The organism is Streptomyces roseoverticillatus (assembly GCF_000719265.1).
In the GTDB taxonomy this organism is placed as follows: Bacteria; Actinomycetota; Actinomycetes; order Streptomycetales; family Streptomycetaceae; genus Streptomyces; species Streptomyces roseoverticillatus.
In genome coordinates this window covers 147024-172045 of record NZ_JOFL01000004.1, presented here as the reverse complement: position 1 = coordinate 172045, position 25022 = coordinate 147024, and the positions used below count along the sequence as shown (strand labels likewise).

Annotated in this window: 21 protein-coding genes, 1 tRNA gene and 1 riboswitch; of the genes, 8 read left to right on the top strand and 14 right to left on the bottom strand. The window is 72.2% G+C overall.

Going from position 1 to position 25022, the window contains the following annotated elements; translation table 11 throughout:
* Positions 1-48: 48 nt before the first annotated feature.
* Complete coding sequence (locus IF61_RS0106015; RefSeq protein ID WP_043187958.1) at positions 49-651, bottom strand: hypothetical protein; 603 nt, start codon at positions 649-651, stop codon at positions 49-51.
* Between the two features lie 219 nt (positions 652-870).
* Here IF61_RS0106015 and IF61_RS0106010 point away from each other — a divergent pair, with 219 nt between their 5' ends.
* Positions 871-2250 carry an alpha/beta hydrolase family protein gene (locus tag IF61_RS0106010; protein ID WP_052392438.1) on the top strand — a complete coding sequence of 460 codons (1380 nt, stop codon included), beginning with the start codon at positions 871-873 and terminating at the stop codon, positions 2248-2250.
* Between the two features lie 81 nt (positions 2251-2331).
* Here the strand turns inward: IF61_RS0106010 and IF61_RS0106005 are convergent, their stop codons facing one another.
* Positions 2332-3189 (bottom strand): MurR/RpiR family transcriptional regulator, encoded by an 858-nt coding sequence (locus tag IF61_RS0106005; RefSeq protein ID WP_030365192.1) that lies wholly within the window; start codon positions 3187-3189, stop codon positions 2332-2334.
* A gap of 107 nt (positions 3190-3296) precedes the next feature.
* Positions 3297-4667 carry an acyl-CoA synthetase gene (locus tag IF61_RS0106000; protein WP_245684420.1) on the bottom strand — a complete coding sequence of 457 codons (1371 nt, stop codon included), beginning with the start codon at positions 4665-4667 and terminating at the stop codon, positions 3297-3299.
* Positions 4668-4776: 109 nt separating this feature from the next.
* Here IF61_RS0106000 and IF61_RS0105995 point away from each other — a divergent pair, with 109 nt between their 5' ends.
* The gene (locus IF61_RS0105995; protein WP_030365190.1) at positions 4777-5208 is read left to right on the top strand and encodes a hypothetical protein; all 432 of its coding nucleotides are present in this window, start codon (positions 4777-4779) and stop codon (positions 5206-5208) included.
* A gap of 304 nt (positions 5209-5512) precedes the next feature.
* Here the strand turns inward: IF61_RS0105995 and IF61_RS0105990 are convergent, their stop codons facing one another.
* The gene (locus IF61_RS0105990) at positions 5513-6919 is read right to left on the bottom strand and encodes a cystathionine beta-synthase (RefSeq protein WP_030365189.1); all 1407 of its coding nucleotides are present in this window, start codon (positions 6917-6919) and stop codon (positions 5513-5515) included.
* Between the two features lie 232 nt (positions 6920-7151).
* Here IF61_RS0105990 and IF61_RS0105985 point away from each other — a divergent pair, with 232 nt between their 5' ends.
* The 3 genes from IF61_RS0105985 (at position 7152) to IF61_RS0105975 (ending at position 11077) form a co-directional block, all read left to right on the top strand.
* The gene (locus tag IF61_RS0105985; RefSeq protein WP_030365188.1) at positions 7152-8189 is read left to right on the top strand and encodes an SGNH/GDSL hydrolase family protein; all 1038 of its coding nucleotides are present in this window, start codon (positions 7152-7154) and stop codon (positions 8187-8189) included.
* Positions 8190-8602: 413 nt separating this feature from the next.
* Complete coding sequence (locus tag IF61_RS0105980; protein ID WP_030365187.1) at positions 8603-9823, top strand: acetyl-CoA C-acetyltransferase; 1221 nt, start codon at positions 8603-8605, stop codon at positions 9821-9823.
* 375 nt (positions 9824-10198) lie between these two features.
* Positions 10199-11077: a hypothetical protein gene (locus tag IF61_RS0105975; RefSeq protein WP_078659999.1), complete on the top strand. Its 879-nt coding sequence runs from the start codon at positions 10199-10201 to the stop codon at positions 11075-11077.
* A gap of 263 nt (positions 11078-11340) precedes the next feature.
* On the opposite strand, the gene IF61_RS0105970 is transcribed toward IF61_RS0105975, so the two are convergent.
* Positions 11341-11661 (bottom strand): hypothetical protein, encoded by a 321-nt coding sequence (locus IF61_RS0105970; protein ID WP_030365185.1) that lies wholly within the window; start codon positions 11659-11661, stop codon positions 11341-11343.
* Positions 11662-11759: 98 nt separating this feature from the next.
* Between IF61_RS0105970 and IF61_RS0105965 the strand changes: the two genes are divergently transcribed.
* Positions 11760-11990: a DUF4287 domain-containing protein gene (locus IF61_RS0105965; protein WP_030365184.1), complete on the top strand. Its 231-nt coding sequence runs from the start codon at positions 11760-11762 to the stop codon at positions 11988-11990.
* A 102-nt stretch (positions 11991-12092) separates the two neighbouring features.
* Here the strand turns inward: IF61_RS0105965 and IF61_RS0105960 are convergent, their stop codons facing one another.
* Both IF61_RS0105960 and IF61_RS0105955 read right to left on the bottom strand, forming a co-directional pair.
* Entirely contained in the window at positions 12093-12965 is an 873-nt protein-coding gene (locus IF61_RS0105960) for a Bax inhibitor-1/YccA family protein (RefSeq protein ID WP_030365183.1), read from the bottom strand.
* Positions 12966-13143: 178 nt separating this feature from the next.
* A tRNA-Leu gene (locus IF61_RS0105955) sits at positions 13144-13226 on the bottom strand.
* Between the two features lie 458 nt (positions 13227-13684).
* Here IF61_RS0105955 and IF61_RS0105950 point away from each other — a divergent pair.
* Both IF61_RS0105950 and IF61_RS0105945 read left to right on the top strand, forming a co-directional pair.
* Entirely contained in the window at positions 13685-14467 is a 783-nt protein-coding gene (locus tag IF61_RS0105950; RefSeq protein ID WP_030365182.1) for an ABC transporter ATP-binding protein, read from the top strand.
* Positions 14468-14538: 71 nt separating this feature from the next.
* Complete coding sequence (locus IF61_RS0105945) at positions 14539-17058, top strand: ABC transporter permease (protein ID WP_030365181.1); 2520 nt, start codon at positions 14539-14541, stop codon at positions 17056-17058.
* A gap of 61 nt (positions 17059-17119) precedes the next feature.
* Here IF61_RS0105945 and IF61_RS0105940 read toward each other — a convergent pair whose 3' ends face one another.
* From IF61_RS0105940 to IF61_RS0105910, 7 genes are all read right to left on the bottom strand, one after another.
* Positions 17120-18427: a class I SAM-dependent methyltransferase gene (locus IF61_RS0105940; RefSeq protein WP_030365180.1), complete on the bottom strand. Its 1308-nt coding sequence runs from the start codon at positions 18425-18427 to the stop codon at positions 17120-17122.
* Positions 18428-18621: 194 nt separating this feature from the next.
* Positions 18622-20013, bottom strand: a complete 1392-nt coding sequence (locus IF61_RS0105935; RefSeq protein WP_030365179.1) for an NAD(P)/FAD-dependent oxidoreductase — start codon at positions 20011-20013, stop codon at positions 18622-18624.
* A 380-nt stretch (positions 20014-20393) separates the two neighbouring features.
* Positions 20394-21335, bottom strand: coding sequence for a Ppx/GppA phosphatase family protein (locus IF61_RS0105930; RefSeq protein ID WP_030365178.1), 942 nt, complete (start codon positions 21333-21335; stop codon positions 20394-20396).
* Entirely contained in the window at positions 21332-21874 is a 543-nt protein-coding gene (locus IF61_RS0105925; RefSeq protein ID WP_030365177.1) for a DUF501 domain-containing protein, read from the bottom strand. Before IF61_RS0105925 ends, IF61_RS0105930 begins: the two co-directional genes overlap by 4 nt.
* Before the next feature lie 81 nt (positions 21875-21955).
* On the bottom strand, positions 21956-22420 hold the full coding sequence (locus tag IF61_RS0105920) for an FtsB family cell division protein (protein WP_030365176.1): 465 nt from the start codon (positions 22418-22420) through the stop codon (positions 21956-21958).
* 158 nt (positions 22421-22578) lie between these two features.
* Positions 22579-23859, bottom strand: coding sequence for a phosphopyruvate hydratase (eno, locus tag IF61_RS0105915; RefSeq protein ID WP_030365175.1), 1281 nt, complete (start codon positions 23857-23859; stop codon positions 22579-22581).
* Between the two features lie 220 nt (positions 23860-24079).
* On the bottom strand, positions 24080-24823 hold the full coding sequence (locus IF61_RS0105910) for a LysM peptidoglycan-binding domain-containing protein (RefSeq protein ID WP_030365174.1): 744 nt from the start codon (positions 24821-24823) through the stop codon (positions 24080-24082).
* A 3-nt stretch (positions 24824-24826) separates the two neighbouring features.
* Positions 24827-25022: riboswitch (cyclic di-AMP (ydaO/yuaA leader) on the bottom strand.

Sequence of the window (25022 nt, the reverse complement as noted above, 5' to 3'; positions counted from 1 at the left end):
CTCACGCGCTTCACTGACCAGGGCTCAGCACCCTGCGCTGACCGGGCCTCAGCGCGCTTCGCTGACCGCCGTCCCGGCCGCCACCCGGCCGGAGCGGCGCCGGCCGCCGCCCGGCGCGGCGTCGCCCGCGGCGAGCCCGGTGGACAGATAGCCGCGCACGGGCTTGGCGGCGGGGGACGCCTGCGCCCACTCCGTACGGACCCACAGCAGCGACCCGGCGCGGCGCTCCAGACCGCCCAGCCACAAGGCTTTCGCCCACAGGCCGGCGGCCGCACCGGCGAGGGCCATGCCGGCCGCGGCCGGTACCGCGAAGGACGAGCCCAGGGCGGCGAGGAAGGCGAGGAGCAGCCACCAGCGGCGGGCGCGCCGCCAGTTCCGCAGGGTCACGGCGCGGTCCTGGAGGAAGACCGACCGGCCCGCCCGCGACGCACCGCGCGCCAGCGCCGCGTAGCGCCCGCGGCGGCCCGCGAAGACCGCACCGGCGACGATCAGGAACAGCGCCGCCCCGGCGAGCACGCCGATCCGCCGCCCGGTGAGCCCCGGCACCAGGACGCCGGTGCCCGCGCTCAGCAGCCCCGCCCACGCCAGCCAGCCCGCCGGCGCTCTGACGATCACCGCCACCCGCGCCAGCGCATACGAACCGCGCCCCACGTCGAATCCCGCCTTTCCCTCTGAAATCCCCTCGATCCCGACTCTCACGCGGCAGGCTAGCCAACGAATCTGAGTGCGAGCTGAGAATCCCGCGGGGTGTACCCCACAGGGGTCATACCCCGGTATCAGCCCGGACTTGGCTCCGCCGTATGACGTGTGCGCACTTGTGTGGTCCCTATGGTCGTCCCGTCGGGGAGAGACGAGCGGGGGAGGCCGGAGATGCGGGTTCAGGAACGAGGGGACGGCAGGCTCAGGCGGCGGGCCGTCGCCGCCGCGGGGGCGCTGGCCCTGACCGGGGTGCTGAGCGCGCTCGTACCGGCGCCGGAGGCCCGTGCGGCGGGCGCCCCGGCTACGCCCGCGGCCACGGCCACGGCCACGGGAGCCGACGCGGCCACGGCCGCCGGGGACACCCGGCCCGCGCTGCCCGCGCCCACCGGCCCGTACGCCGTCGGAACGGTCACCCGCCACCTGGTGGACCACGCCCGCAAAGACCCCTGGAAGCCGGAGCGGGGCGACCGGCAGGTCGTGATCAGCCTCTTCTACCCGGCCGGCCACGAGCCGGAGCGCCCCGCCGGCCGGGAGACCGGCCCCCGCACCGCGCCCCACATGGACGCCGCCTCCGCCGCCCACTTCGGCTCCGCCCGGGGCGCGGGCACCTTCAACTACCACGTGCGCCCGGACGCCGCCGGCTGGGCGGCCACGCGTACGCACGCGCGCGTGGCCGCCCCCGTGGCGCAGGGCAGCCGCGCGCTGCCGGTCGTGCTCTACTCCGCCGGTCTGGGCGACCCGCGCACCTGGAACACCGGCCTGGTGGAGGAGCTGGCCTCCCGCGGCTACGTCGTCGTCACCGTCGACCACACCCACGACTCCTCCGAGGTGCGCCTGGCCGACGGCGAACTGGCGGAGTCGGCACTGCCGGCGCTCGCCGGCGCGAGCGGGCCCGAGGTCGACGCCGCGCTCCGCAAGGCGATGAAGGCGCGGGTGGACGACACCCGGTTCGTCCTCGACACCCTCGGCTCGGCGCAGTGGCGGCGGGGCCTGCCGCGCGGCCTGGGGGACGCCGTGGACCTGCGGCGCGTGGGCATGGCCGGGCAGTCCGCGGGCGGCTTCACGGCGGCGCAGGCCCTGCACGACGACCGCCGCCTCAAGGCGGGAATCAACATGGACGGGCAGATGGACTTCCCCCTGCCCGACAGCACGGGCAGCAGGCTGAGCAGCGTGGCGCGCGAGGGCGTGGACCGGCCGTTCCTCCTGATGGGCTCCGACGGGCCGGGCGCGGCCGACAACCGGGCGTCGTGGGCGTCCTTCCGGCAGCACGCGCGCGGCTGGCAGGCCGAGCTGACGATGGCGGGCGCGGAGCACGGCACGTACACCGACGCCGTGTCGTTGCTGCCCGCGTTCGCGCGCCGGGGAGCGCTGTCGGAGGAGGACCTCCGTCAGGACGTCGGGACGGTCCGCCCGGAGCGGGCGGTGGCGGCCACGCACGCGTACGTGGTGGCGTTCTTCGACCGCTTCCTCAAGCAGCAGGACGGGCGGCTGCTGGACGGCCCGTCGCCGCGCTTCCCGGAGATGGCCTTCCAGGGCAAGCCCGCCTCCTGACCGCGCCGACCCCACCGATCGCGCCGGTCCCACCGCACAAACGGCCCCGTTCCCGTCCCAGAACGGCCCCTTCACGGCGCCTCACTCCACGAACAGCCCCCGCGCGGCCGCCTTCGCGTCGAACTCCTCCAGGCGCGCCTGCGCGTCCGGCAGGGCGTCGCACATGGCCTCCAGCAGCATGCGCCCCAGCAGCATCGGCGCGCAGGCCGTGTCGAAGGCCAGGCCCGTGCCGACGGCGGCGGGGAGCAGGAGGTCGCTGTGGCGGGCCACCGGGGCGAACGTGGAGTCGGCGACCGTGACGACGGTCAGGCCCTGCCCCTGCGCGTACTCCAGCGCCTCGACGACCTCGCGCGGGTGGCGGGGCAGGGCGAAGCACAGGAGGGTGCTCGTCCCGGCCCGTACGGCCGCGTCTATGCGGTCGGCGAGGAGCGTGCCGCCCTCGTCCAGGAGACGGACGTCGGGGTGGACCTTGCGGGCGAAGTAGGCGAAGCCGGCGGCCTGGGCGGTGGCGGCGCGCAGGCCGAGCACGAGCAGCGGCCGGGACGCGGCGAGGAGCCGGCCCGCGCGGGCGACGGGGGCGGGGTCGGCGAGGACCGAGGAGAGGTGGCGGAGGTTGTCGATCTCGACCTGGACGGCCTGCTGGTACTCGTTGTACGCGCTCTCGCCCTCGGCCGGGGCGTCCGCCGCGGGGACGACGTCGCGCAGGTGGCGGCGGAGCGCCGGGTAGCCGTCGAAGCCGAGGGCGACCGCGAAGCGGGTGACGGAGGGCTGGCTGACGCCGGCGAGCTCGGCGAGCTCGACGCTGGAGAGGAAGGGCGCGTCGGCGGCGCGGCGCACCATGCAGTGGGCGATGCGGCGCTGGGTGGGCGTCAGCCGGTGCCCTTCGAAGAGCTTCTGCAGCCGTGCGGTGGCTTCCGGTTCGCCGCCGGTGTCGCTCATCGGGCCCTCCATGGTCGTCGGCGGTCGCTGCGGCAGTGGTCATTCACTCAGCGCCGCCCTGCATGGAATTATGCAGGGCGGCGCAGCCCCCCGAAGCCATTTCTCCGTTACAGCGGGGGCAGGAGTTTCTTCTGCGGCTTGCCCATGGCGTTGCGCGGCAGGGCGTCGAGGAAGCGGACCCGGCGCGGCCGTTTGTGCACGGACAGGTGCCCCGCCACGAAGTCGATCAGCTGCTTCTCCGTCGCTCCGTCGGCCACCACGTAGGCCACGATCTCCTGGCCGAGGTCGTCGTGCGGGACGCCGACGACGGCGGCCTCCCGGACGGCCGGGTGGTCGAGGAGGGCGTTCTCCACCTCGCCCGCCCCGACGCGGTAGCCGCCGGACTTGATCAGGTCGGTGGAGGCGCGGCCCACGATGCGGTGCGTGCCGTCCTCCTCGATCGCGGCGATGTCGCCCGTGCGGAACCAGCCGTCGGCCGTGTGCGCGGCCTCCGTGGCCTCCGGGCGGCCCAGGTAGCCGCTGAAGAGCGTCGGCCCAAAGACCTCCAGCTCGCCGATGCCGCCCTCGGCCGCCGCGAGGCGCGTGCGGACGCCCGGCAGCGGGGTGCCCACGGCGCCCGGCAGGCGCTCGCCGCCGGCCCGCGCGGAGACGGTGATCAGCGTCTCGGTCATGCCGTAGCGCTCGACGGGGCGCTGCCCGGTGAGGGCCTCCAGGTCGCGGAAGACGGGAGCGGGCAGGGCCGCGCTGCCCGACACCAGCAGCCGGGCCTTGGCCAGCTCCCGGGCCGCGGACGGCTCGCGCACCACCCGGGACCAGACCGTCGGCACCCCGAAGTACAGGCTGCCGCCGGCCGCCGCGTACGCCTCCGGCGCCGGCCGCCCGGTGTGCACGAGCCGGCAGCCCGTGCGCAGCGCCCCCAGGACGCCCAGGACGAGGCCGTGGACGTGGAACAGCGGCAGGCCGTGCACGAGGGTGTCCTCGGCGGTCCACTGCCACGCCTCGGCGAGCCCGTCGAGGCCGGCGGCGACCGCGCGGCGCGGAATCAGCGCGCCCTTGGGGGCACCGGTCGTGCCGGACGTGTAGAGGATCAGGGCGGTGCTGTCCGCCTCGGGTTCGGCGCCGGACCAGTCGCCCCGCTCCCCGATGTCCAAGGGCAGCCCGTCGGCGCCGCCGAGCACCAGGGCGGCGCCGGAGTCACGCAGGATGTGGCCGCGCTCGGCGGGCCCCGCGTCCGGCGGCAGCGGCACCACCGGCACCCCCGCGAGCAGCCCGCCCACGACGGCCGCCACGGTCTCCAGGGAGGCGTCGGCGTGGACGGCGACGGCCGGGGCGCCCGCGATGCGGTGCGCCACCGCGGCGGCGGCGCCCAGCAGTTGCTCGCGGGAGCAGGCCCGCCCGGCGACGCTCAGGGCGTCCGGCCGGTCCTCTCCCGCTCCGGGAGCGAGGTGGGTGAGCAGAGCTTCGGTCGGTCCGGGCACGGACTGCTCCTTCCAGCGGCGCCCCGGCACGGCGACGGGGCTGCCCCTACGGCGGATACGGGTGCTGGCCCCAGCGACGCGGGGCCCTGCCGACCGTATCGTCCTGAGCATGATGGCCCGTGACCATGAGCTGAAGAAGGATCTCGCCGCGACCCTGGAGACCCGGAAGGAACTGGGCCCGGAGTACGAGGCCGAACTGGTCGACGCCTTCCTGGAGAAGGTCGACCGGAAACTGGAGGCCGCGATCGACCGGCGGGTGCGCCGGCAGGCGGCGGAGACGCAGATGGCCGTCGCCCGCGGGGGACGGCCGCGCACCGGCGGTCCCGGCGCGGGGAGCTTCGGCGAGCGTTTCGGCTTCGCCGTGGCGTCCCTGGTGCTGGCCGTCCCGCTGTCCGCGATCGCCGTGGTGAACGCGCACCTGCCCGGGCTGCTGGTGAGCTGGGCGGGGATCGTGGGCGTCAACGCCCTGAACGCGGCGGGGGTGTTCCCGTGGCAGCGCGGCAGGCAGAAGCGGGACGACGGCGCCTCCGGCTGGGAGTGAAACGCGCAGGGGACCGCCGCACCCCGGCCGAGGCCGGGGTCGGGACGACGGCGGTCCCCCACGAGGACACGGGCCGGGTCAGGGCCGGTGAGCCGCGTCCGGGCGGCCGCGGAGTCCGGGAGCCGCTCCGGAAGTCCTGCCGCCGCTTCGGTGCCGGCCCGGGGCGAGCCCCTGCCGGCACCTCTCACTATGCAGGACCGTTGTTAAGCCGGTACTGCGGGCGTGTGACGCATACGTACCTTTGACGGCCCGTCCGTGCGCGCCCCGTTCACGCGGCGGCCGGGAAACCCCGGCACGGACGGTGCTACTTGGCGCCGTTGCCGGCCTTGCCGGAGCCCTCCGCGAGGAAGGCCAGCAGGTCCTGACGGCTCACCACACCGCTGGGCTTGCCCTCGACGATCACGATCGCCGCGTCCGCCTCGCCCAGGACGGCCATCAGGTCGGCGACGGGCTCGCCGGAGCCGACCTGCGGCAGCGGCGCGGACATGTGCTTCTCCAGCGGGTCGGAGAGGGAGGCGCGCTGGGTGAACAGGGCGTCCAGCAGCTCGCGCTCCACGACCGAGCCGATGACCTCGGCGGCCATCACATCGGGGTGCCCCGCGCCCGGCTTGACGATGGGCATCTGCGAGACGCCGTACTCGCGGAGCACCTCGATGGCCTCGCCGACCGTCTCCTCCGGGTGCATGTGCACCAGGGAGGGCAGGCCGCCGTCCTTGCGGCGCAGCACGTCGCCCACGCGGGCGGCGTCGCCGGCCTCCTCCAGGAAGCCGTAGTCCGCCATCCACTCGTCGTTGAAGATCTTGCTCAGGTAGCCGCGGCCGCTGTCCGGCAGCAGGACGACCACGACGTCGTCCGGGCCGAGGCTCTCGGCGGCGCGCAGGGCGCTGACGACCGCCATGCCGCAGGAGCCGCCGACCAGCAGGCCCTCTTCCTTGGCGAGGCGGCGCGTCATCTGGAAGGCGTCCTTGTCGGAGACCGCGATGATCTCGTCCGTGACGGTGCCGTCGTAAGCGCTGGGCCAGAAGTCCTCGCCGACGCCCTCGATCAGGTACGGACGGCCCGAACCGCCGCTGTAGACCGAGCCCTCCGGGTCGGAGCCGATGACCTTGACGCGGCCGTCGCTGATCTCCTTCAGGTAGCGCCCGGTGCCGCTGATGGTGCCGCCGGTGCCGACGCCCGCCACGAAGTGGGTGATCTTCCCCTCCGTCTGCTCCCAGATCTCCGGGCCGGTGGAGTAGTAGTGCGACAGGGGGTTGTTGGGGTTGCTGTACTGGTCGGGCTTCCAGGCATTGGGCGTCTCGCGCACGAGGCGGTCCGAGACGTTGTAGTACGAGTCCGGGTGCTCCGGGTCGACCGCGGTCGGGCAGACCACGACCTCGGCGCCGTACGCCCGCAGTACGTTGATCTTGTCAGTGGAGACCTTGTCCGGGCAGACGAAGATGCACTTGTAACCCTTCTGCTGGGCCACGATCGCGAGGCCGACACCCGTGTTGCCGGAGGTCGGCTCCACGATGGTGCCGCCCGGCTTGAGCTCGCCGGACTTCTCCGCAGCCTCGATCATGCGCACGGCGATCCGGTCCTTCACGGAGCCGCCCGGGTTGAAGTACTCGACCTTGGCAAGAACGGTGGCCCTGATGCCTTCGGTCACGCTGTTGAGCTTGACGAGCGGGGTGTTGCCAACGAGCTCAATCATCGAATCGTGATACTGCACGGTGATCTCCGCGGTCGGGGGCACTAGCGGTCTCGCGTACCCATACGGCCAGCCTAGAACGCATCCGGCCGCTCCAACGGCGCGTTGCAGAAGCGGGCGCTCGGGGCAACCTGCTCATAGCGTGCCCTCGCAAGGGTGCGGTGTTTTTATGAAGTGTTTGTAAAACCGCGTACGCGGCCCGGAGGCCGTGCTGCGAAGCCCGGTGACCGGCGCTGCGGAGGAGGTCCGGCCCATGTCACCCATCACCACGTCGAGGGCGAGGGTCGCCCGGCGGATCGCCGCGGCCGCTGCCTACGGGGGCGGCGGGATCGGCCTGATCGGGGCCACGGCGGCGGGCGTCCTGCTCACCGAGGTGCGGCTGGCCCGCCGCGTGGTCGGCGGCTCCAACGGCGCCCCGCCCCACGCGGACGGCCGCTACGGCTCGGCGTTCGTGCACCGGCTCGGCCGCGAGCCGCTGCTGCTCGGCCTGCTCGGCGACTCCACGGCCGCGGGCCAGGGCGTGCACCGGCCCCGCCAGACGCCGGGGGCGCTGCTCGCCTCCGGACTCGCGGCGGTCGCCGAGCGGCCCGTGGAGCTGCGGAACGTCGCCCTGTCCGGGGCGCGCTCGCACGATCTGGACCGGCAGGTCACGCTCCTGATCGACGAGACGGACCGGGTGCCCGACGTCTGCGTGATCATGATCGGTGCGAACGACGTCACCCACGGGATGCCGGCGGCGCGCTCCGTACGGCTGCTGTCGGACGCGGTGCGGCGGCTGCGGGAGGCGGGCAGCGAGGTCGTGGTGGGCACGTGCCCCGACCTCGGCACGATCGAGCCCGTCTACCAGCCGCTGCGGTGGGTGGCCCGGCGGCTGAGCCGGCAGCTCGCCGCGGCGCAGACGATAGCGGTGATCGAGGCGGGCGGGCGCACGGTGTCGCTGGGCGACCTGCTCGGCCCGGAGTTCGCGGCGAACCCGCGGGAGCTGTTCGGGCCGGACAACTTCCACCCCTCCGCGGAGGGGTACGCGACGGCCGCGATGGCCGTCCTGCCGACGCTGTGCGCGGCGCTGGGCCTCTGGCCGGAGGACGAGGAGCGGCCGGACGCGGCCCGGCGCGAGGGCATCCTGCCGGTGGCCCGGGCGGCGGCGGAGGCCGCGGCGGAGGCGGGCACGGAGGTCACGGCGGCGCGGGGCCGCTGGGCGCTCCTCAAGCACCGCAAGCGGCGGCGCCTCCCGGCCCACACGGACCCGACGCCGCACCACGTGTGGTCACGGGCGGCGCGGGGGTCTTGAGGCGTCGGCGCACGGGCGTGAAGGGGCTCCGGCCCCTTCATCCCGCCGCGACGGCGATCAGCCGCAGCGGCGGCCACCGGCGGTGCGGGGGGCCTCTTCGGCGCCGGGCGCCGACGTCCTGCCCGGCGGGCTCACGGGTGTGAAGGGGCTCGGGCCCCTTCAATCCGCCGCGACGGCGACTAGCCACAGCGGTGGCATCCGGCGGTGCCCTACGGGCTCGACCCGGCCCGGCACCGCCGAACTCCGCCGTCGTGGCTGATCGCCGTCGCGGCGGATTCAAGGATGCGGGCGCATCCTTGACCGAGCGGGGCCGTACGCCCGTGAGCGCTCTCACAGTGACCAAGCGGTGACCCAACACCCTACGGACGGGTAACTTCCACCCAGTCCTGCTTTTCTCACGCCCTGGAGCCGTGATGCCCGAAGCCGTGATCGTCTCAACCGCCCGTTCTCCCATCGGTCGCGCCTTCAAGGGCTCGCTGAAGGAGATGCGCGCCGACGACCTGACCGCGACGATCATCAAGGCCGCGCTCGACAAGGTCCCCGGGCTCGACCCGCGCGACATCGACGACCTGATGCTCGGCTGCGGCCTGCCCGGTGGCGAGCAGGGCCACAACCTCGGCCGGATCGTGGCCGTGCAGATGGGCATGGACCACCTGCCGGGCTGCACGATCACCCGCTACTGCTCCTCGTCCCTGCAGACGTCCCGGATGGCGATGCACGCCATCAAGGCCGGCGAGGGCGACGTCTTCATCTCCGCCGGAGTGGAGACGGTCTCCCGCACCGTCAACGGCTCCTCGGACGGCATGCCAGGCAGCCACAACCCGTTCTTCGCCGAGGCCGAGGCCCGTACCGCCGCCCGCGCCGAGCAGGGCAGCGACGAGTGGCACGACCCGCGCGAGGACGGCCTGGTCCCGGACGCGTACATCGCGATGGGCCAGACCGCCGAGAACCTGGCCCGTCTGAAGGGCATCTCGCGCGAGGAGATGGACGAGTTCGGCGTCCGCTCGCAGAACCTCGCCGAGGAGGCCATCAAGGCCGGCTTCTGGGAGCGCGAGATCACGCCGGTCACCACTCCGGACGGCACGGTCGTCAGCAAGGACGACGGCCCGCGCGCGGGCGTGACCCTGGAGGGCGTGGCGGGCCTGAAGCCGTCGTTCCGCGCGGACGGCCTGGTCACCCCGGGCAACTGCTGCCCGCTCAACGACGGCGCCGCCGCGCTGGTGATCATGTCGGACACGAAGGCGCGCGAGCTGGGCCTGACCCCGCTGGCCCGGATCGTCTCCACCGGCGTCTCCGCCCTCTCCCCCGAGATCATGGGCTTCGGCCCGGTCGAGGCGAGCAAGCAGGCGCTGGCGCGGGCCGGCATGAGCATCGGCGACATCGACCTGGTCGAGATCAACGAGGCGTTCGCGGCCCAGGTCATCCCGGCCTACCAGGCGCTCGGCATCGGCATCGACCGCCTGAACGTCAACGGCGGCGCCATCGCCGTCGGCCACCCCTTCGGCATGACCGGCGCCCGCATCACCGGCACGCTCATCAACTCGCTGCAGTGGCACGACAAGCAGTTCGGCCTGGAGACGATGTGCGTGGGTGGCGGCCAGGGCATGGCGATGGTCATCGAGCGGCTGAGCTGAGCCGCAGCGGAGGGTAGGGGTCGCCCGAGGCACGAGGGCGGCACCTGCCCGCAGCGAAGGCGAAGCTCAGCGCGACCACGAACACGAGCGGCTGAGCTGAGCCGAGCGCCTGAGCCGGGCCGGTCGAGCAACCGCGCCGCCGGCGAACGGCTTCCCGAGCACCTTGCGCAACCGTGACCGAATCGCCCCCAGGATGTGACCAACGTCCCGGGGGCGATTCGTTTCCGCAGGTCAGAGATGTTGAAGGGACAACGTCCGGGACGTAGGTCCCGCCCGCTTCATGACGTTTTGCACTGGGGTCACCAGAAAGAGGGCGTCAAGCTGAGGTAGGAATCTGGGGGATCCATAGCAACCGGGAGTACGTCAGTGAGCGCCATGTCCCTTGCCCTGCTGCTGGCCGCGGCCACCGCGACGGCCGCGGGCGCCGCCGCCCTGCACGCCACTCGCGGCCTGCGCCGCCAGATCTCCGCCCTGAGCGCCGAGCTCGCGGCCGCCACGGCCGCCACCGCCGAGCGCACCGCGCAGGCCACCGTGCCCGCCGCGCGCACCGCCCCCGGTGCGGAGCTCGCGGAAATACGGGCGGCCGTCGCCGACGCCCTCGCCGAGGAGCGCGAGCGGGAGCTCGCCGAGGCCCGCGCGTTCTGGGCCGCGCAGGAGGCCCGCGACCTCGGCGGAGCCGGGGACTCCCCCTCCCTGCTGGGCGGCCTGGCCGGCCTCGACGACCTCGCCGAGGGCCCGTACGGCGGCCTCTACCTGCCCCGCCAGGCCGACCTGGTGGGCCTGGAGCCGACGGCCGAACTGACCGAGCTGACGGAGCTCGCCGGGCTCGCGGAGTTCGCCGAGTACTCCGAGGCCGCCGCGGCCGAGGCCGAGGCCGCGGACTCCCCCGAGCTGGCCGCCGCGCGCCGCCGCCACCCCTCCCACCCCGACTTCTCGCCCGCGGCGCCCCGCACCGGCGACCACGAGTCCACCGTGGAGCGGCTCACCGAGCTCGCGCAGGCCCGCGTCGCGCTGACCGACGTGCGCCCCGGCCCGCTCGGCACGCTCGACGTCTACGTCTTCGCCGACGGCACCACCGTCTGCATGACCCCCGGTCACCGCGAGACCGCCGAACACCTCGCCGACGCCCTGCGGGCCGGGGAGGAGCCGGTCCTGCTGGGCGGCTCCGGGGTCTCCGGCGCGTACGCGCTGACCTTCGGTTGCGGGACGGAGAAGATCTATGTGCTGGCTGACCGGGTCATCGCGTCCTTGTGACGCGATGACGCCTGGCGGCGCGGCCTGACGGCGTACGGCCTGGCGCCGGTCCGGCACCGCCGGATGCGTTGGTTGTGGTTGCGCGCCGCGGCGGCGGAATGAAGGGGCGTGCCCCCTTCACCGCCATGCCTGCCGCGCAGCTTAAGGATGCGCGCTCGCCTCCTTGAATCCGCCGCCGCGGCGATCAGCCGCAACGGCGGACCTGGGGGTACCCCCAGCGGTAGCTGGGGGAGGTGCCGAAGCCGCCCCGGCCCGTACGGCCCCTACAAACCGCACCGCCGCGCCGCCGCCTCCACCAGCGCCACCGCCTCCCCCGCGCCCTCCCCGCCGGAGGCGGTCAGCGCTTCGGCCAAATCGTGACCGGCCACCGCCACTTGGTCGGCGACCGCGAACATTCCGGCCTCGGGCATTTCCCTGGGCACCCCGGCCCCGGGTTCCTCGATCCGCTGCGCCCGCGCCGCCAGTTCCCGGGCCAGGGACAGCGCCTCCGCGGCCGCCCCCCTGCTCAGACGGGACTGCGGCAGAGCACGCAGCCGGTCGGCGAAAGCGTCCACGGCGGCCAGAAGAGACGTCACATCATCCACAGCGCGAGCCTATGCGCCGTTGCGGGAGTGTTGCCAACGTCTGCACACTCGGGCACGGTGACATGAAGGACCATCATTCGACGCGTCCGGAGGCGCCGATGTCCCACGTCTTCTCCGACGAGACCCACCGGAACCTGCTCTCCCGAATCCCCCACTGCACCGGCCGTGAAGTCGCGGACTGGCTGCGCACGGTCGAAGAAGGCCCTTCCCTCTTCCGCTTCGAGGAGAAGGTCAGCTGGCTGCGCGGAGAGCACGACCTCGCATATGGCCACGCCAAGGCGATCGTCCACGAGTACGACCTCCGACGGGCGGCTCGGAAGCTGCTGTAACGGGCAGTGCCCCCCGCACTCCCCATGGCGCACGCGTACACGTACGGCGAAGGGCCCGGGAAGATCTTCCCGGGCCCTTCGTCACGCGGTCGCGAGGACGGGTCAGTCCTCGTTGAGGACGCCGACCAGCTGCAGCATCTGGATGTAGATCCACACCAGCGAGACCGTGAGGCCGAAGGCCGCGAACCACGACTCCTCGCGCGGCGCACCGTACTGGATGCCGTCCTCGACCTGCTTGAAGTCGATCGCGAGGACCGCCGCGCCGATGAGCACGCCGGCGACGCCCACGAGGATGCCGAGCCAGCCCGTGCGCAGGCCGAGGCCGTCACCGCCGCCGAACACGGCGAACAGCAGGTTCACCATCGTCAGCAGGACGAAGCCGATCAGGGCGGCCGTCACGAAGCGGACGAAGCGGCGGTCGACGCGGATCAGGCGGGTCTTGTACGCGATGAGCACGCCGACCGAGACGAGCATCGTGCCGAGCACGGCCTGGACCGGGGCGCCCTGCGCGTAGTGGTTGAAGGCCTTGCTGACCACGCCGAGGAAGAGGCCCTCGAACGCGGCGTACGCCAGGATCACGGCGGGGACCGGCTTGCGCAGGAACATGGACTGGGCCAGGCCCAGCAGCATGGCCACGAAGGCCGCGCCGTAGCCGATCCCGACCGGGACGTTCAGCCCCCAGCCGGCGGCGGCGGCCAGGATGACCGTGCCCAGCGTCATGCCCGTGCGCATGACCACGTCGTCCATGGTCATGCGGCCCGTGGTGGCGGGGGCCTGCGGATACCCCTGCTGGAGATCCGGGCCGCCCTGGGCATAAGGGTTGGTGGCGTACGGGTTGGTGGGCTGCGCGTACGGATTGCTCGCGTAGGGGTTGCCACCCTGGGCCGCGGTCCCGGCCTGCGGCGCCGCGTTGAAGCCCGCGTAGCCGTTGTTGCCGCGGAACCGCCGCGAGAAGACCGGGTTGCTGCTCCTCATCCTCACTCCATCCATGGCCGCCGAGCGCGGCCTTGCGCCCCAGGGTAATAGGTAGGCAAAGGAATGCGCTCGTGCTTGGGAAGGATCTTTTCCGGCACACTCCCCCGCCGCTACGGGGAGAACGCAAACGGGTGGCACTCGGTTCCCTACGGAGAGTGCGGGACACGGAGCAGGTGAGTGCCCGGAGCCGGACTTGAACCGGCACGGCCCGAAGGGCCAGCGAGGTTTAAGCTCGCCGTGTCTGCATTCCACCATCCGGGCAGCGCTCTCGGGTGTACAGGCGTACAGGCAGGAAAGGCGCGCGAGCCTCCCTGGTAAGAGGAGAGCAGGACGAGCCTAGCCGGGGAGCGCCCCCCAAACAGCGGAACGATGACCCGAGGTTGTCTTATTTTATTGGCAACTGAGGGTGCATCAGTGCAGGAACGACGCCAAAGGCACATGCCACGGGCCGATACCCCCCGTTCACCGGGGAGGCTCGGACGGGGTAGGGAATTGTCGCAATCTCGCCGCCTTCCGACCGGCGCCCGGCCGCCCCCGGCGCCCCGCGCGCACCGCCCCCGGCGGCGCCGGCGGTGTCATACCCAAGGAGGAGGAGCGGCGGCCCGGGTCCGACCGAGGTCTGCCCCGGGAACGGGAGCTGGGTCTGATCCCGCGCGGCCGATCGGCGCCGACGATGGAGTGGTCAGCCCGAGCCGTCGTCCCGACAGGAGCCCCCCACCGTGACCACCTCCCCCTACGGCGTCCAGACCGCCGCCCGCCCCACGGCAGTGGCGGCCCGCGCCACGGGCCTCACCAAGGTCTACGGGCAGGGCGAGACCCAGGTGGTCGCCCTGGACGCGGTTTCCGTCGAGTTCCGGCAGGCCGAGTTCACCGCGATCATGGGCCCCTCGGGCTCCGGCAAGTCCACGCTGATGCACTGCATGGCCGGCCTGGACAGCGTCTCCGGCGGCTCGGCCGCGATCGGCGACACCGAGCTGACCACGCTGAACGACAAGAAGCTCACGCGGCTGCGGCGCGACAAGATCGGCTTCATCTTCCAGGCGTTCAACCTCCTCCCGACGCTGACCGCCCTGGAGAACATCACCCTGCCGATGGACATCGCCGGCCGGAAGCCCGACCGGCAGTGGCTGGACATGGTCGTCGACACCGTCGGCCTCTCCGGGCGCCTCAAGCACCGCCCCAACCAGCTCTCCGGCGGCCAGCAGCAGCGCGTGGCGGTCGCCCGCGCCCTGGCCGGCAAGCCCGAGATCATGTTCGCGGACGAGCCCACCGGAAACCTCGACTCGCGCTCCGGCGCGGAGGTCCTGGGCTTCCTGCGGAACTCGGTGCGCGAGCTCGGCCAGACCGTCGTCATGGTCACCCACGACCCCGTGGCCGCGTCCTACGCGGACCGCGTGGTCTTCCTCGCCGACGGCCGCATCGTCGACGAGATGCGCGAGCCCACCGCGGACGCGGTCCTCGACCGCATGAAGCGCTTCGACGCCAAGGGCCGCACCAGCTGAGGCACGGCTCCGCCGTCCCCCGCTTCCGACGACGGCCCGGCACGGGCCCACTCCCCCAGGACACACAGACCATGTTCCGTACCGCCTTGCGCAACGTCCTCGCGCATAAGGCCCGGCTGCTGATGACCGTCCTCGCCGTGATGCTCGGCGTGGCCTTCGTCTCCGGCACCCTGGTCTTCACCTCGACCATCTCCGCCGCCCAGAAGAAGAGCTCCGAGAAGGGCTTCACCGGCGTCGACGTCGCCATCCAGCCGCACCGGCAGGACGGCGACAAGGGCAACCCCGGCGACGCGCCCAAGCTCACCCAGCGCCTGCTCGACCAGGCCGCCGCGGTGCCCGGCGCGGCCGGTGTCACCGGCACCGTCAACGGCTTCGCCGCCATCGCCGACAAGCACGGCGAGCTCATAGGCGAGGGCTTCAACTCCACCGGCTCCAACTACTACCCCGGCACCGGCGGCAAGGACGCCCGTTACCCGCTCAAGAGCGGCCGCGCGCCCCAGGGCTCCGGCGAGATCGCCCTCGACGCCAAGACCGCCGACCGCGGCGGCTACAAGACCGGCGACACCGTCCGCGTCTCCGTCGACGGCCCGGTGCTCCAGCAGAAGCTCGCCGGCATCTTCACCACCGACGACGGCAACGTCTCCGCGGGCGGCAGCCTCGCCCTCTTCGACACCGCCACCGCGCAGAAGCTGTACGGCAAGCCCGGCGAGTTCGGCGAGATCTACGTGAAGGCCGCGGCCGGCACCTCCCAGGCCGCCCTCAAGTCCGCCGTCGAGAAGATCCTGCCCGCCGACGCCGAGGCCACCACCGGCAAGCAGCTCGCCGACGAGCAGGCCCGCATGATCGCGCAGGACCAGGACGCTCAGCGGACCATCCTGCTGACCTTCGCCGGCATCGCGCTCTTCGTCGGCATCTTCATCATCGCCAACACCTTCACCATGCTGGTCGCCCAGCGCACCAAGGAGCTGGCGCTGATGCGCGCGGTCGGCGCGAGCCGCCGCCAGGTCACCCGCTCCGTGCTCATCGAGGCGTTCCTCATCGGCACCGTCGCCGGCGTCGCCGGCCTCGTCACGGGCATCGGCATCGGCGTCGGCCTGCGCTCGCTGCTCAAGGGCAACGGCGCGCCGCTCCCCGACGGCCCGCTGGTCGTCGAACCGTCGACGATCGTGGTCTCCCTCGCCGTCGGCATCCTCGTGACCATGCTGTCCGCCTGGCTGCCCGGCCGCCGCGCCGCGAAGATCCCGCCGGTCGCCGCCATGAACAGCCTCCACGCCGTGCCCACCACGCGCTCCCTGGTCGTGCGCAACGCCATCGGCGGTGCCCTCACCGCGATCGGTGCGGCCGTCGTGCTGACCGCCTCGGCCAGCAACACCATGGGCCTGGGCGCCGGGGTGGTCCTCATCGGCGTCTTCGTGCTGACCCCGCTGCTGTCCCGCCCGCTGATCGCGGCCGCCGCGCCCGTGCTGCGCCTGTTCGGGATGCCCGGCAAGCTCGCCCGGCAGAACGCGGTCCGCAACCCGCGCCGCACCGCCGCGACCGCCTCCGCGCTGATGATCGGGCTCACCCTGATCACCGGCATGACCGTGATCGCCGGCAGCGTCCAGCAGGCCATCGACAAGATGGCCACGTCCTCCATGAAGGCCGACTACGTCGTCTCCATGGCCAGCATGACCTCGCTCTCCCCCGACGTGGAGAAGAAGCTGGCCGCGCACCCCGACGTCACGGCCACCAGCCCGCTGCGCATGTCCGCGTCCCGCATCGACGGCGACTTCCAGAACCTCACGGGCGTCAACGGCGCCACCATCGGGAAACTGACCAAGCTCGACTTCACGGCCGGTTCGTTCGCCGGGCTGTCGGGTGACAAGGTCGTCATCGACGATGCCACCGCCCGCACCCACCACTGGGGGCTCGGCTCCTCCTTCCCCGTCACCTTCGAGGACGGCAAGAAGGGCAAGCTGACCGTCTCCGGCGTCTACAAGGGCAACGACCTGATGCGCGGCATCATGGTCGACGTCAAGACCGTCGCCCCGCACCAGAGCGAGATCAGCGACCGCCAGGTCATGGTCAAGACCAAGAACGGTGCCGGCGAGTCCGTCAAGGAGTCCCTCCGCAAGGCTCTGGGTGACAACCCCGCCATCCAGATCCAGACCAAGAAGGACATCTCCAACGGCATCGCCAAGGGCATCAACCTGCTGCTGAACATCCTCTACGGCCTGCTGGCCATGGCCGTGGTCGTCGCCGTCCTCGGTGTCGTCAACACCCTGGCGATGTCCGTCTTCGAGCGCCAGCAGGAGATCGGCATGCTGCGCGCCATCGGCCTGGACCGCAAGGGCATCAAGCGGATGGTCCGCCTGGAGTCGCTGGTCATCTCGCTCTTCGGCGGCGTGATGGGCGTGGGCCTCGGCGTCTTCTTCGGCTGGGCCGCGGGCGACCTCATCAGCAAGGCCCTGAACACGTACGAGCTCGTGCTCCCCTGGGGCCGGATGGGCCTGTTCCTGCTGCTCGCCGCCGTGGTCGGCGTGCTGGCCGCGCTGTGGCCGGCCCGCCGGGCGGCGAAGCTGAACATGCTGTCCGCCATCAAGGCGGAGTAGCCCGGCACCCGTCCACCGACGCGCGGGGCCCGGTCCGTACGGACCGGGCCCCGCGCCGCTTTCAGCGCCAGTCGCGCGTGCGCAGTGGCATCTTCGAAGCGCCCGACCCGGGCGTCCGGACGGCGAGGACCTGATTCACGCCGATGCGGTTGCGCTCGAAGGACAGCGCCGAGGCGGCCATGTAGAGGCGCCAGACCCGGGCGCGGCCCGCCGAGGTGAGGTCCACGGCCTCCGCCCAGTGCTTCTGCAGGTTGGCGACCCACTGGCGGAGCGTCAGGGCGTAGTGCTCGCGCAGCGATTCCACGTCGCGCACCTCGAACCCGGCCTCCTCCAGCTGGGCGACGGTGCGGCCGACGGGGGCGAGCTCGCCGTCCGGGAAGACGTAGCGGTCGATGAATTCGTCGACCTCGTACGCCTCCTCGTTCTTCAGGGGGCGGCGGGCGATCTGGTGGTTGAGCAGCCGGCCGCCCGGCTTCAGGAGGGCGTGGACGTCGGCGGCGTACTCGGCGTAGCGGGCGGAGCCGACGTGCTCGGCCATGCCGATGGAGGAGACGGCGTCGAAGGGGCCGTCGGAGATCTCGCGGTAGTCCTGGACCCGGATCTCGATGCGGTCCGCGAGGCCGGCCTCGGCGATGCGCTTGCGGGCGTAGGCGGCCTGTTCCTCGGAGAGGGTGATGCCGACGGCGCTCACCCCGTACTCGCGGGCCGCGTGCAGCACCATCGAGCCCCAGCCGCAGCCGACGTCGAGGAGGCGCTGCCCGGGTTCGAGGGCGAGCTTGCGGCAGACGAGGTCCAGCTTCGCGCGCTGGGCGTCCTCAAGAGTGGACTGCGGGCTCTCCCAGTACGCGCAGGAGTACACCATCGAGGGGCCCAGGACCCGCTCGTAGAAGGCGTTGCCGACGTCGTAGTGGTGGCTGATGGACTGTTTGTCGCGGCGCAGGGTGTGCAGCGGGCCGCTCGTCCTGCGGGCCTCCTCGCGGGGCGGCCGGGGCGGCAGGCCGGGGCCGGCGAGCTTGATCAGCTCACCGCCCGCGGCGCGCAGGCGCGGGTCGCGCACGGCCGCCAGGAGGGCGGCGAGGCCGGAGCGGGGCGTGCCCTCGCCGCGCTCCCAGAGGGAGCCGGCCAGGAGGTCGAGCGCCTCGTAGAGATCGCCCTCGACGTCGATGTCGCCCGCGACCCAGGCCCGGGCGAGGCCCAGCTCGCCCGGCTTCCACAGCAGCCGGCGCAGGGCGCGGCGGCGGCGGATCACCAGGACGGGCGTACCCGGAGGGCCGTACTCGCTGCGGTCCCAGGCGCGGATCCGGAGCGGGAGCGGAGCTCCCAGAACCTCTTCCGCGAGCGCGGTGAGCCGTCGAGCGGCGTCGGCCATGTCGCACACACCTCCATGATGCTGAGTCAGGAGAAACGTTCAACTGACACCTAAACACCAAGAGTCGGCACGGTAGTCCCGTTCAGTCAGATTAGATCAACTGACGGTGGCCGGACATACGACAACGGCGCCCACCCCACGGATTGGTGGACGCCGTTGCCGACTGGTTGACCGCGGCCGAGCCGCGACCGCCGTTAGGAGGCCTTCGCCTTCTCCGAGGGAACGGAGTCGGCCTTGGGCTGCGGGGCCGGCTTCGCGGCCTCGTAGAACTCCTCGCGGGGGTTCTCCATGGCGCGCAGGGAGACGACCTCGCGCTTGAGGAACATGCCGAGGGTCCAGTCCGCGAAGACGCGGATCTTCCGGTTCCAGGTCGGCATGGCCAGACCGTGGTAGCCACGGTGCATGTACCAGGCGAGACGGCCCTTGAGCTTGATCTTCATCTTGCCCATGACGATCATCGCCACGCCCTTGTGGAGGCCGAGGCCCGCCACCGCACCCTTGTTGGCGTGCTTGTACTCGGTCTGGGCGGCACCGAAGCCGCGCATCGCCGAGATGACGTTGTCGCCGAGGACCTTGGCCTGGCGCAGCGCGTGCTGGGCGTTCGGCGGGCACCAGGCGTTCTCGTTGCCCGCGGCGCGGCCGACGAGGTCCGGAACCTGGGCGTTGTCGCCCGCGGCCCAGATGTAGTCGGTGCCGTTGACCTGGAGGGTCGGCAGGGTGTCGACGTGGCCGCGCGGGCCGAGCGGCAGGCCGAAGCGGGCCAGCGCCGGGTTGGGCTTGACGCCCGCGGTCCACACGATCGTGTTGGAGTCGACCTCGAGGCCGTTCTTCAGCACGACGTGGCCGTCGATGCAGGAGTCCATCGACGTCGAGAGGTGGATCTCGATGCCGCGGCTCTCCAGGTGCGCCTTGCCGTACGCGCCGAGCTTGGGGCCGACCTCGGGGAGGATCTTGTCGGCGGCGTCGACGAGGACGAACCGCATGTCCTCGCGCTTGACGTTCGGGTAGTACTTGGCGGCGTCGCGCGCCATGTCCTCGACCTCGCCGATGGTCTCCGCACCCGCGAAGCCACCGCCGATGAAGACGAAGGTCAGCGCCTTGCGGCGGATCTCCTCGTCGGTCGTGGAGTCGGCCTTGTCGAGCTGCTCCAGGACGTGGTTGCGCAGGCCGATGGCCTCCTCGACGCCCTTCATGCCGATGCCGTTCTCGGCGAGGCCGGGGATCGGGAAGGTGCGGGAGACGGCGCCGAGCGTGACGATCAGGTAGTCGAAGGGCAGCTCGTACGCCTCGCCGACGAGCGGCGCGACGGTGGCGACCTTACGGTCCTGGTCGATGGTGGTGACGCGGCCGGTGAGGACCTCCGCCTTGGGGAGCACGCGTCGCAGCGGCACCACGACGTGGCGGGGGGAGATGCTGCCGGCAGCTGCTTCGGGCAGGAAGGGCTGGTAGGTCATGTACGAACGCGGGTCGACGACCGTGACGGTCGCCTCGCCGTACCGCATCTTCTTGAGGATGCGGCGCGCCGCGTACAGGCCGACGTACCCACCGCCTACTACGAGGATCCGTGGACGCTCCGTGGTGCTCATGATTCGAGTATCCAGCACTCTCCGCAGGCATGCTCGTGAGCCCCTTCACAAGGGGCCTGAGGGTATCTGCTACACTCCGCCGCCGCCGTGACCCATGCCATACGGCCGTAAGGGAACCACTTCGGCTCCGGATGCGTTGGGAACCCCCGTTGAACTGGCCTTGTGGGCGTCAGGTTGACTAGACCACTGCTGCAACGGCGATCACATAAACGCTCCTTTAACCCGCCCGAAACCGGACGGCATCGCGTCGCAGGGACCTCCGGAGCCCCCGGAAGGGGCCAACAGGCCCCTTCGCGCCGCCAACGCTCCCTTTTTTCATGTGAAGGATTTCACGAACTTTCTCCCGGAGGCCCCCGGAGGGGCCGTCGCGGGACGCCTTCTCAGGCGATGGACCAGGCGATTCCATCCAGAATGTCGTGTTCGCTCACGACGACCTCATGGGCGCCCACGCGCTCCATGACCGCCTGCAGGACGAGCGCACCGGCGCAGATCACGTCGACCCGGCCCGGGTGGATCACGGGGATCGCCGCACGCTGCTCGTGCGTCGAGGCGAGCAGCTTGCCGGTGATCTCCCGGACCTGCTCCAGGGAGATCCGCGCGTGGTGGATACGCGTCCAGTCGTACTCGGTCAGGCCCAGCGCGACGGCCGCGACCGTGGTCACCGAGCCGGCCAGGCCGACGAGCGTACGGGCCTCCTCCAGCGGGACGGTCTCCTCGGCCAGGTCCAGCGCGGCCTCGACGTCCTCGCGTATCGCGGCGATGCGCTCCGGCGTCGGCGGGTCCACGACGGCGCCGTCCGCGACGAGGTGGCGCTCCGTCATGCGCACGCAGCCGACGTCGACGCTGCGCGCCGCCCGCACGTGCTCCTCGCCGACGACGAACTCCGTGGAGCCGCCGCCGATGTCCACGACGAGGAACGGCCTGGCCAGGTCGGACCGGCCGGAGAGCTCCTTGGTGGCGCCGGTGAAGGAGAACTCGGCCTCCTGGTCACCGCTGATGACCTCGGGCTCCACGCCCAGGATGTCCACCACGCCGCGCACGAAGTCCTCGCGGTTCTCGGCGTCGCGCGAGGCGGAGGTGGCGACGAAGCGCACCCGCTCGGCCTTCAGCTCGCGGATGACCTCCGCGAACTCCCGGCAGGCCGCGAACGTCCGCTCCAGGGCCTCGTCCGCCAGCCGGCCCGTGCGGTCCACGCCCTGGCCCAGGCGGACGATCGTCATCCGGCGGTCGAGCTCGGTGAACGCGCCGGTCGCCGGGTCGAGATCGGCGACGAGCAGGCGGATGGAATTGGTGCCGCAGTCCACGGCGGCGACGCGGGTCACTTCTCGTCGCCCCCGTCCGGGGCGGCGCACGCCGTCACGCACGGGCCCTTGGCCCACCACTCCGGCAGCAACGCCAGCGCCTCGTCGCCGAACGGGTTCACACCCGGGCCCGCGACCAGCGAGTGACCCACCAGCACGTGCAGGCACTTGACGCGGTCGGGCATGCCGCCCGCGCTCGGGAAGCCCTCCAGGACCTCGATCGCGTCGCGGCGGCGGAGGTAGTCCTCGTGCGCGGCGCGGTAGGCGGCGGCGAGCTCCGGATCGGTCGCCAGCCGGTCCTGCATCTCCTTCATCAGGCCCGAGCCCTCCAGCGTGCCGATCGCGGAGGCGGCGCGCGGGCACGTCAGGTAGTACGTCGTCGGGAACGGCGTGCCGTCCGGCAGCCGGGGGGCGGTCTCGACCACGTCGGGCTGACCGCAGGGGCAGCGGTGGGCGATGGCGCGCAGCCCGCGCGGCGGGCGGCCCAGCTGCTCCTTGAACGCCTCGATGTCGGCGGCGGTGGGCTCGGTGGGCTCGGTCTGGGGCGGAGGGGTGTCCATGTGCTCGCTCGTGTCGTCTTCGCTCGGTGTTGTCGGCCGGTTCGCCGTTGTCGGCGTTCGTGAAGGGGCGGTACGGGGGCGTCAGCGCGGGGTGTCCGCGGCGTCCACACCGTCCCACAGATTGCTGTACCAGGGGCGGTCGGCGGCGCCCTGGTCCCGGGGCCGCCGGGCGGTGCCGCTGCCGTCGACCACGCTGTAGCCCGTCTCCCCGGGGCGCAGGTAGTGCAGGTGCTCGCGCGCCTGCTGCTCGACGTACGCCGGGTCCTCCAGCCGCGCCTTCTCGTCCTCCAGCCGCTGCACCTGCTCGCGGGCGCGCTCGGACTGGCGGCGCTGGTCGGCGATGTCGGAGCGCTGGGTGACCCACTGGCGCATGGGGTAGGCGAGGGCGACGACCAGCGAGCACACGACGAGCGCCAGCAGCGCCGCGCGGCCCGTCAGCCGGCTGCGGCGCGGGCCCCGGGCGCGGTAGACGCGGGCCGTGGGGCCCTGGACGAGCACCGAGCCGAGTGCCCTGAGCCTGGTCGCGGTGGAACGGTCCGCCGCCACTTCGCCTCCCCGAGGTCCTGGTCGCCCGCAGCCCCGCTACGAACGTACGTCCCCGGCCACGGTACGGGACCGTGGCCGGGGACGTGGTGAGGCTGCGGTTCTGAGGCCGTGTCAGCCCCGGGAGCCGCGGCCCCCGGAGTTCTCGGCCCCCGGGGTTCTCAGCCCTTGAAGCGCGGGAAGGCGCTGCGGCCGGCGTAGACCGCGGCGTCGTCCAGGATCTCCTCGATGCGCAGGAGCTGGTTGTACTTGGCGACGCGCTCGGAGCGGGCCGGGGCACCGGTCTTGATCTGGCCGCAGTTGGTGGCGACGGCCAGGTCGGCGATGGTGACGTCCTCGGTCTCGCCGGAGCGGTGCGACATCATGCACTTGAAGCCGTTGCGCTGGGCCAGCTCGACGGCGTCGAGGGTCTCGGTCAGCGAGCCGATCTGGTTGACCTTGACCAGCAGGGCGTTGGCGGCGCCCTCCTCGATGCCGCGGCCGAGGCGCTCGGGGTTGGTGACGAACAGGTCGTCACCGACGATCTGCACCTTGTCGCCGAGCTTCTCGGTGAGGGTCTTCCAGCCGTCCCAGTCGTCCTCGAACAGCGGGTCCTCGATGGAGACCAGCGGGTACGCGGCGACGAGCTCCGCGTAGTACTCGGTCATCTCGGCGGCGGTGCGGTCCTTGCCCTCGAACGTGTAGACGCCGTCCTTGTAGAACTCGGAGGCGGCGACGTCGAGCGCGAGCGCGATGTCCTGGCCGGGGGTGTAGCCGGCCTGCTTGACGGCCTCGAGGATGAGGTCGAGGGCCTCGCGGTTGGAGCCGAGGTTCGGGGCGAAGCCGCCCTCGTCGCCCAGGCCGGTGGACAGGCCCTTGGCCTTCAGGACCGACTTGAGGGTGTGGTAGACCTCGGTGCCCCAGCGCAGGGCCTCGGAGAAGGACTCCGCGCCGATCGGCGCGATCATGAACTCCTGGATGTCCACGTTGGAGTCGGCGTGCGAGCCGCCGTTCAGGATGTTCATCATCGGAACGGGCAGCAGGTGCGCGTTCGGGCCGCCCAGGTAGCGGAAGAGCGGAAGGTCGGAGGCCTCGGAAGCGGCGTGCGCGACGGCGAGGGAGACGCCCAGGATGGCGTTGGCGCCGAGCGAGCCCTTGTTGTCGGTGGCGTCCAGGTCGAACATGGCCTGGTCGATCAGGCGCTGCTCGGTGGCGTCGTAGCCGACGAGCTCCGGGCCGATCTGCTCGATGACGGCCAGGACGGCCTTCTCGACGCCCTTGCCCATGTAACGGTTCTTGTCACCGTCGCGGAGCTCGATGGCCTCGAAGGCGCCGGTGGAGGCGCCGGACGGCACGGCGGCACGGCCCGTGGAGCCGTCGTCGAGGCCGACCTCGACCTCGACCGTGGGGTTGCCTCGCGAGTCGAGGATCTCGCGAGCTACGACGACGTCGATGGACGGCACGAGGGTCTCCTTCGTGTGTGTCTGAGGTTCTGCAGCACGAGCCTAACGGGCGCCGGAGGCTCACCTCGCCGTTGGACCGTGTTTCCGGGCCGGGAAACCCGAAAAATCCGCAAAATCAACAAAACAGCTCAAATGCCGGGAGCGCCGCGCACATGAGGAATTCTCCGGTAAAAGACAAAGAGGGGCGGCCCACTCGCGTGGGCCGCCCCTGTCAGCTCGGTCAGCTGAGGTGCAGCTTCTGGCCGACGTAGATCACGTCCGCGTCCTGGACGATGTCCTTGTTGCGGTCGTACAGCTTCTGCCAGCCGCCCTTGACGTTCTTGGCGTCGGCGATCTTGGAGAGGGTGTCGCCCTCCTTGACCTCGTACTCGCCGTCACCGACCTTGTAGGACTGCGGAGCGGAGTGGCTCGGCGCGGTCTGCTTCGGGGCCGGGGCCTCTTCCCGCTCGGCGGTCTGCGGAGCGGTGCGCTTGGGCGCGGCCTTCTTCGGCGCGGCCTGGCGCTCGCTGCGGTCCGCGTGGGACTTGCCCGAGACGGAGCCGCCGCTGCGGGAGGTCTTGGAGGTGCCCGAGTCGGCGTCGACGTTCGCCTTCGGGCCGCCGGCCGTCAGGTTGCCGGCACCGGCGCAGCCCCAGGCGCCCGGGCCCTGCATGGCGAGCAGCTTCTCGGCCACGGCGATCTGGGCGCTCTTGGAGGCGTGGTCGGCGCGGTCGGCGTACTTCTGGCCGCCGGCGGCGTTCCAGGAGGACTGCGAGAACTGCAGACCGCCGTAGTAGCCGTTGCCGGAGTTGATGGACCAGTTGCCACTGGACTCGCACTCGGCAACCTTGTCCCACGTCTGAACGGAGGCGGCGTTGGCGGAGGTGGCGACCATCAGCGGGGCGGCCACGGCGGCGCCGGCGACACCGGCGAGCGTGACGATACGGACGGCCTTGGACGGACGACGGTGCTTGCCCTTGGACATGAGTCGTTTCCTCACCGACGCCTACGAGGTGAGCTGTCGGGTTCGGGCTGTGAGTTCGCCCGGCCTCCTGTGCGAGCAGTGCCTGCACACTCGGCTTCACCCCTAGCCGGTCCCGGTCCAGCGGCCCTGCTTCGGGCCGAGGAGCCGTTCCCGGCGCCTACCTTGGTTCCCCCGCTCCTGCCTACGGCGCTTGCGCGAC

Bases quoted from the DNA above. Each gene is read 5' to 3' on its own strand.
- IF61_RS0106010 (WP_052392438.1), top strand. From the start codon at position 871: ATGCGGGTTCAGGAACGAGGGGACGGCAGGCTCAGGCGGCGGGCCGTC.
- IF61_RS0106005 (WP_030365192.1), bottom strand. From the start codon at position 3,189: ATGAGCGACACCGGCGGCGAACCGGAAGCCACCGCACGGCTGCAGAAG.
- IF61_RS0105995 (WP_030365190.1), top strand. From the start codon at position 4,777: ATGATGGCCCGTGACCATGAGCTGAAGAAGGATCTCGCCGCGACCCTG.
- IF61_RS0105985 (WP_030365188.1), top strand. From the start codon at position 7,152: ATGTCACCCATCACCACGTCGAGGGCGAGGGTCGCCCGGCGGATCGCC.
- IF61_RS0105980 (WP_030365187.1), top strand. From the start codon at position 8,603: ATGCCCGAAGCCGTGATCGTCTCAACCGCCCGTTCTCCCATCGGTCGC.
- IF61_RS0105975 (WP_078659999.1), top strand. From the start codon at position 10,199: ATGTCCCTTGCCCTGCTGCTGGCCGCGGCCACCGCGACGGCCGCGGGC.
- IF61_RS0105965 (WP_030365184.1), top strand. From the start codon at position 11,760: ATGTCCCACGTCTTCTCCGACGAGACCCACCGGAACCTGCTCTCCCGA.
- IF61_RS0105960 (WP_030365183.1), bottom strand. From the start codon at position 12,965: ATGAGGAGCAGCAACCCGGTCTTCTCGCGGCGGTTCCGCGGCAACAAC.
- IF61_RS0105945 (WP_030365181.1), top strand. From the start codon at position 14,539: ATGTTCCGTACCGCCTTGCGCAACGTCCTCGCGCATAAGGCCCGGCTG.
- IF61_RS0105940 (WP_030365180.1), bottom strand. From the start codon at position 18,427: ATGGCCGACGCCGCTCGACGGCTCACCGCGCTCGCGGAAGAGGTTCTG.
- IF61_RS0105935 (WP_030365179.1), bottom strand. From the start codon at position 20,013: ATGAGCACCACGGAGCGTCCACGGATCCTCGTAGTAGGCGGTGGGTAC.
- IF61_RS0105925 (WP_030365177.1), bottom strand. From the start codon at position 21,874: ATGGACACCCCTCCGCCCCAGACCGAGCCCACCGAGCCCACCGCCGCC.
- IF61_RS0105910 (WP_030365174.1), bottom strand. From the start codon at position 24,823: ATGTCCAAGGGCAAGCACCGTCGTCCGTCCAAGGCCGTCCGTATCGTC.